7 protein-coding genes and 1 pseudogene are annotated in these 5942 nt (G+C 68.5%); 2 read left to right on the top strand and 6 right to left on the bottom strand.

Features of this window, described 5'->3' with window-relative positions; all coding sequences use genetic code 11:
- Positions 1 to 164: 164 nt before the first annotated feature.
- From H0W38_RS14945 to H0W38_RS14930, 4 genes are read right to left on the bottom strand one after another with little or no spacing between them, the layout of a single operon-like run.
- Entirely contained in the window at positions 165 to 842 is a 678-nt protein-coding gene (locus H0W38_RS14945) for a glycosyltransferase family 2 protein (protein ID WP_292455443.1), read from the bottom strand.
- Between the two features lie 56 nt (positions 843 to 898).
- The gene (locus tag H0W38_RS14940; protein WP_292455441.1) at positions 899 to 1999 is read right to left on the bottom strand and encodes a radical SAM protein; all 1101 of its coding nucleotides are present in this window, start codon (positions 1997 to 1999) and stop codon (positions 899 to 901) included.
- Positions 1962 to 3287, bottom strand: coding sequence for a glycosyltransferase family 87 protein (locus tag H0W38_RS14935; protein ID WP_292455439.1), 1326 nt, complete (start codon positions 3285 to 3287; stop codon positions 1962 to 1964). Before H0W38_RS14935 ends, H0W38_RS14940 begins: the two co-directional genes overlap by 38 nt.
- A gap of 44 nt (positions 3288 to 3331) precedes the next feature.
- A complete protein-coding gene (locus tag H0W38_RS14930) occupies positions 3332 to 4126 on the bottom strand; it encodes a TIGR04282 family arsenosugar biosynthesis glycosyltransferase (RefSeq protein WP_292455437.1) in 795 nt (264 codons plus the stop codon).
- Between the two features lie 144 nt (positions 4127 to 4270).
- Between H0W38_RS14930 and H0W38_RS14925 the strand changes: the two genes are divergently transcribed.
- Together H0W38_RS14925 and H0W38_RS14920 are read left to right on the top strand one after the other, a co-directional pair.
- Complete coding sequence (locus tag H0W38_RS14925; protein ID WP_292455435.1) at positions 4271 to 4870, top strand: DoxX family membrane protein; 600 nt, start codon at positions 4271 to 4273, stop codon at positions 4868 to 4870.
- A gap of 96 nt (positions 4871 to 4966) precedes the next feature.
- Positions 4967 to 5059: pseudogene (locus H0W38_RS14920) on the top strand (hypothetical protein); the annotation flags it as partial.
- Between the two features lie 133 nt (positions 5060 to 5192).
- Here the strand turns inward: H0W38_RS14920 and H0W38_RS14915 are convergent.
- Positions 5193 to 5495 (bottom strand): hypothetical protein, encoded by a 303-nt coding sequence (locus tag H0W38_RS14915; RefSeq protein ID WP_292455433.1) that lies wholly within the window; start codon positions 5493 to 5495, stop codon positions 5193 to 5195.
- Positions 5455 to 5763, bottom strand: coding sequence for a transposase (locus tag H0W38_RS14910; protein ID WP_292455432.1), 309 nt, complete (start codon positions 5761 to 5763; stop codon positions 5455 to 5457). Before H0W38_RS14910 ends, H0W38_RS14915 begins: the two co-directional genes overlap by 41 nt.
- Positions 5764 to 5942 lie beyond the last annotated feature (179 nt).

The following is a 5942-nucleotide window of genomic DNA, read 5'->3' as shown; positions in this document are numbered from 1 at the left end:
GGATAAGCCTGACCTCTATTGCCCGATCGTGCGGGGGCAAACGCGCCGCCTGGCCATTCGCATGGCGCCCGGACGCGATCTGCCGAAGCTCGACAGCGCCTGCACGACCATTGTCATGGCGAGAAGCTAGAGACGCGAGGCGCCGATCCTCGTGGGCGTCGCTTCTAGCTCTGGCGACGCTGCGCAGCGACGCGCAGGAACGTGGTGGCGAGACTTCCGCTCGCTTTCAGCGTCCCTTTGACGCTGCCCGCCACCTTGGAGACGCCGCCGGCCCGGCGCCGGTGGCGGACCGGCAACTCGACGATGCGCAGGCCATCGCGTGCGGCCCGCATCTGCATCTCGAGATTCCAGCCATAGGTCGTCTCGCGCATGCCAAGCTGCTCGAGCGCGGTTCTGCTGATGGCGCGCAACGGACACATGTCGGTGTAGCGGACGCCGTAGAGCGCGCCCATGGCCAAGCCGGCCAGCCGCCCGGCGAGCAACTGATGGGCACTCATCGACCCCGGCTCGCGCTCGCCACGGCTGCGCGATCCGATCACGAAATCGGCTTCGCCCGCGGCGATGGGGGCCACGATCCTGGCGATCTCGGCCGGATCGTCGCTGCCGTCGCCGTCGATGAAAGCGATGATCGAGCGGCACGCGGCTGCGGCGTCGGCGCCCTCCCTGCAGGCGCGGCCGTAACCCCGGCCCGACGACGCGATCACACGTGCGCCCGCCGCGCGGGCCCGCTCAGCCGTGCGGTCGCGGCTGCCGCCGTCGACGACGATGATCTCGGCGACGACCTCGGTCGGCACCGACCCGATCACCGCGACGATCGAAGCCTCTTCGTCGAGCACCGGCACGACGAGCGCTACGGCTCCTGCATCTGTCACGGGCGGGCTCCGGGCGCTGCCGTCGATTACAGGCTCCAGCGCATGCCGCAACTCGCGCATGCCCTGGGCGGCTGATCGCCGAGCAAGCCGCGGCGAAAGGCGCGGTACTGCTCGCCGTTCCAGATGTCGCGAAGGCTCGCCTGCGTCGCGTCGCCCAGAGTGAAGGCGTCGTAGCCGTGCATCGAGAAGGGCGCAATGCAGCAGGGCAAGGCGCGCCCGTGCGCGGTGAAGTACATCAACGTCCAGGGCCGGGTGCAGAGCGACCACGGGCGCGCGTCGTCGGAGCGCTTGAGGCTGGTGCCCGGCTCGGTCGCACCCGAGGCGTCGAACAGGATGCCGTGACGACGCGCGCGCGCCTCGGCCTCGCTGATCAAGCGTTCCTCGTTTGGGCTCACGCTCTCGAAAAGCGCCTGATCGGCGCGGGCGAGGCCCTGGCCGTCGGGGAAGTAGACAAGGCGCTGCAGGTGCACCTCGGCCACGTCGATGTCGTGCGCGAGATCGACGAAGGCGGGAAGCTCGCCGATCGTCTCCTTGAGCCCTGTCAGCCAGAGCGAGACTCTCGGCAGCTCGGTGCCTTCAGCGCGCTGCATCGCGCGAAAGGCACGGACGTTCTTGACGATCCGGTCGAACACGTCCTTGCCGCGCACCGCCTTGAAGGCCACGGGCTCGGCGGCGTCGAGCGAGACCCTGAGCTCGTCGAGGCCGCTCGCGATCAGCTCGCGCCCGCGCCGTTCGTTCAACAGCGTGCCGTTGGTGTTGAACAGCACGTAGGTTGCGCGATCCTTGAGGTAACGGATCATGCGCGGCAGGTGAGGCACCATCAGCGGCTCGCCGATCCCGTGCAGGACGACGCGCGAGACCGCCGGGTACTGGTCGACGATCGACTGGAACAGCTCGAAGCTCATGTTCGCCGGCGGCTCGAGCTCCTCGAAGGTGCGCGGGCAGGTGGCGCACGGCAGGTTGCAGCGGTTGGTGACCTCCAGATAGAGGCAGACTGGCTCTGCGTCCGCGACCTCGCTTCGGTCCTGCTCGACGGCCTCGAAGTAGCGGCGGGGATCGACGGCGCGCGCCTCGGCCGGGCGGATGGCCTCAGCCGGCCGGGTGGCGAGCATGATCGTCTTCTTCATGAGCGGCTTGGCGTCTCGTTCGGCGCTTCAGGGTAAGGTCAACCAGCGCGAGCGCCACGAACCCGCCATAAATAAGGCTGTTGACGACAAGGCGATCGCCCCAGAACGTATCGGCCGGCAGATAGAACAGCACGCATGCAACTGAAATGTAGGCGAGCGGCAGATAGAACGCTCCACACAGGATGGGAAGCACCCAAACGAAGTACCACGCGTAGTGCGGGGACGTGATCAGCAGGAACGCCGAGGCCAGCGCGATCGCATCCATCGGCCGCGGGCGGGCGGGGTGTGTGCGCAGCGCGATCGCGGCTGCGAGCGCCGTCATCGCCAATGCTCCGGCCGCGGCGTAGACGATTCCGGACGGAGCGGGCAGCCCGAGCGCGCGCGCGAGCCTGACCAGGTAGAAGCCGCTCCCCTCGGCCAACCCTTCCTCGTGGGCATAGCCTGCGGCGAAGCCGAAGATTTGGGCGCCCGCGCCGAAGTAGGGCAGGCAGAGCAGGAGCGCGGTGGCCAGGAAGGCGGCTGGCATGCGCCAATCCCAGCGCCGCCAGAGCGCTGGCGCGAGGACGATCGGGTAGACCTTGACCAGCGTGCCGGCGGCAAGCGCGATCCCTGCCAGCCACGGCCTGCGGCTTTGCGCGGCAATCAGGGCCAGGCAGAGGAATGCGATCGCCGCCGCGTCGACATGGCCGGTGCCCGCGAACTCCCAGATCGGCAGCGGATGCCAGGCATAGATGAGGACGCGCGCCCGTGGCAGCCCCAATGCCGCGAGCCACGCCATGATGGCCACGATCGCGACCGCTTCGAGCGCCAGCATGGCGAGCTTCATCACGGTGAAGCTTTCGCCGAAGCGAGTCGCCGCGAGGAAGACGAGTTGCGCCGCCGGCGGATAGATCGTCGGCGCGTATTCCTTGCGATTGATGTGCGGGTAGATGGTCTCGTCGCGCAGCGCGGCCAGGTGCGCGTCGGCCGGGATGTAGCGATAGGGATTGATCCCCGCCGCCTGCACGCGTCCGTCCCAGATGTAGCGCAGTGCGTCGTTCGACAGCGCAGGCGGTGCGGGCAAGGCGATCGCGCGGGCGAGCACTGCGACGACCAAGGTGACCATCAGCACGCCGCGGCCCGCCCCATGGCGCAGGATCCAGGCGACGGCGAGCGCATAGACCGCGACATGAGCGAGCGATAACCAGGCGAATTCCGCGAGGCGGTAGTCGAGGACCGGAACGAGCGCCGCGCCGCAGGCGGCGAGCAGGGCCAGCCCCAGTGCGCCGAGCACGGTGCGAGAGGCCATTCGTCGACCGGCCATTCGTCGATCCGCCGGTCGCGCCTCGCGGCTCACGCCGGTCGCGCCTCGCGGCTCACGCCGGTCGCGCCCTGCGGCTCAAGATGCGGCGATGCCGCCGCTGACGAGGCGTCGCCCGGGCACAGATAAGCGCGGCTGCGTGGCGCCCGGAACGGCCTCAAAGCCGCCGGCGCGCCATGCCCCCGAAGCTCGGCCTCGAGGCGGGCAAGCGATGCCGCGTCGTCCACGTCATACCACTGCGGCATCCGCGCGACGTCGACGCCGATCTCGGCGGCCCGCTCCAGCGTCTGCGCGAACACCCTATCGGTGCTCCAGGCGATGCCCTCGAACAAGCGTGCCTGAAAGCGGGCCATGCCGATGAGGTAGTAGCCGCCGTCGTCGCAAGGGCCGAGCACGACGCGATCAGGCTCGTCCAGCAGGATCCTCGCGGTCTCGACCAGGATCTCCGTTGGCAGCGTCGGGCTGTCCGAATTGACCAGGCAGACCGCGCCGTATCCGGCTGCCAGCAGGTCCGCCGAGGCGTGGTGCAGGCTTTGCCCGAGTCCCATCTCGCGTGGCGGCAGGAGCCGCATCGCGGGCGCAAGATTCGCGCGGAAAAACGCCTCCGATCCGGTCGTTGCGTAAGCGACGTAGCCGTCGATGGGCACCGAGTCGGCCGCGGTCAGGATGTTCTGGGAGACGTCGGCGAGAAAGCACGTGTTCAGGGTTGCCGCGTCCTCCATGGAGAGCGGCGGCACCAGGCGTGTCTTGACCCGCCCCGGCTCGGAAGCCTTCGCCATGATCGCGAAGGCGCAGCGCTTCGACAGGAGGGTTGGCTGTCGAGACATGACGGTCCGCGGCAAAGGAAGCCAACGGCCTGGAGTGTATGGCGAGCGCGCGCGCATCGGATATCACGACTCCGAGAATGGCCCTCGAAAGAGCGGGGACTGCGCGAGGCGGGCTATTCTCGCCGGATTGCGAGGTGATCTCCCATGCGCGTCGACCCGTTCACGGATGTTTTCGCCTTCTTGACGAAGCCAACTTATCACGAGCCGTTCGTCATGGTCGTGCTCTTTTGGCTGGTGGCGCTTGCGGCCATTGTCATCGCTCACCGGGCCTGGCGAACGGTTGCGGGTCAGAAGGGGGCGCAACATCTCGCGCATTGGCTCGTTCGCTTCATCGTCGGCGCCATGTGGTGGCAGCAGGCGCAGTGGAAATTCCCGACGGATATCGGCGGTCTTCGATACTGGACCGAGCAGATGGTCCAGCACGCGGCCTTCCCCATCCAGAGCCAACTTGTCGAGACGCTCGTCTTGCCCGCCTTCGCGCCGTTCGCCTATGCGGTCTACGTGCTGGAAATGGCGATCGCCGTATCGCTCCTGCTCGGCCTGTTCGTGCGCGTCAGCGGCATCGTCGGCGCGCTGTTCGCCTTGAACCTCTGGCTCGGGCTCTACCGCTCGCCGCAGGAATGGCCCTGGACCTATGTCTTTCTCGTGCTCCTGATGTTCGTGTTCGCAGTCGACCGCTATGGCCGCAGCCTGGGACTGGACGCGATTCGCTCCGGCAGTGCGGTTCGAGACAGACGTCCTTGAGCCGATCGCGGCCCCATTTGCCGCTGATTCGAATGACCTCGCACGAGCGGTTGCGGCTTTGTTCCCGAGCCGACCGGCAGGCCGGGCGAGAAGACCGACTTCTCGTACCGGAGTGGACCGCCGACCGGCTCGAGCCGTATCCGGGCTTCGAGCCGGGCCCCTACCGCGACTTGGCCGAGCGCACGCTGAGAAGCGGCAGGCGCGCCGCCTGGCCTGAATGCGGTTCCGGGTTCGGGTGAACCCTCCCGATTCGTAGCCCCTCACAGGGGTCTGTCCGCGCCAAGCGCAGCCAGTCACCGCATCCCGGGACGCCGGGACGCCATCACGCAGCGTGTTGCAAGTGGCCGCGCGCTGGCGCCCGGGGTGGCGCGCGGGCCTGCAGGCCCAGGTGCGTGAGGATCCGCTCGATCACGGGCGCCTCCAGGATGGCGGCGATGATCTTGAGCTCGCCACCGCAGTTCGGGCAGTGTTCAAGGTTGATCTCAAAGACCCGCTTGAGCAATCGGGCCCAGCTGATGCGCGCCGGCCGGCCGTGCTCGCAGCCTGACTCGGTTGCTGCAAGCTCCGACTCGCCGGTGGCCTCCTCATAGCCCGCAGCTTGGCGTTCGGCGCGCCAGCACACCATGGAAGCGAATCAGGTGCAGCCTTGGCCGAGGCACCAGCGCAGCCAGCCGCTGCATGAACGCCAGCGGCGACATCACGATGTGCGTGGTGCCGTCGCGCCACGCGGTCTTGAGCTTGAGCACCACCCGCCCGGCGCTGTTGCACTGCACCCGCCCGTTGGCCAGCGCCGGGCGGGTGATGTCGCGGCACAACTGCTCGAGCCGCTGGCGCTCGTCGGCGCCGCAGCGCACGGCCGCGTGCAGGCTGAAACCCTGCTCGTCCGCACACACAGCGCCTGGGTGAACGCGGCGTCTCGCGGCATCGTGCCTTGCACCGTGAACACCTTCTGCCCGGCGCGCGGGCCGAAGGCGATGTGGTAAGTGCAGGCCGCGGCGTGCAGCGGCCTGAGCGTGCGCGCGTCGCCGGAGTCAGCATCGCCATCGGCCAGGTAGCTCGACCCCTCCTCTTC

This window comes from Methylibium sp. (assembly GCF_013817365.1).
Classification (GTDB): domain Bacteria; phylum Pseudomonadota; class Gammaproteobacteria; order Burkholderiales; family Burkholderiaceae_C; genus Methylibium.
Note: the sequence above shows the minus strand (reverse complement) of the source record. Positions and strands in the feature narration are given on the sequence as shown.

Bases quoted from the DNA above. Each gene is read 5' to 3' on its own strand.
- H0W38_RS14940 (WP_292455441.1), bottom strand. From the start codon at position 1,999: ATGAAGAAGACGATCATGCTCGCCACCCGGCCGGCTGAGGCCATCCGC.
- H0W38_RS14935 (WP_292455439.1), bottom strand. From the start codon at position 3,287: ATGGCCTCTCGCACCGTGCTCGGCGCACTGGGGCTGGCCCTGCTCGCC.
- H0W38_RS14930 (WP_292455437.1), bottom strand. From the start codon at position 4,126: ATGTCTCGACAGCCAACCCTCCTGTCGAAGCGCTGCGCCTTCGCGATC.
- H0W38_RS14925 (WP_292455435.1), top strand. From the start codon at position 4,271: ATGCGCGTCGACCCGTTCACGGATGTTTTCGCCTTCTTGACGAAGCCA.
- H0W38_RS14915 (WP_292455433.1), bottom strand. From the start codon at position 5,495: ATGGTGTGCTGGCGCGCCGAACGCCAAGCTGCGGGCTATGAGGAGGCC.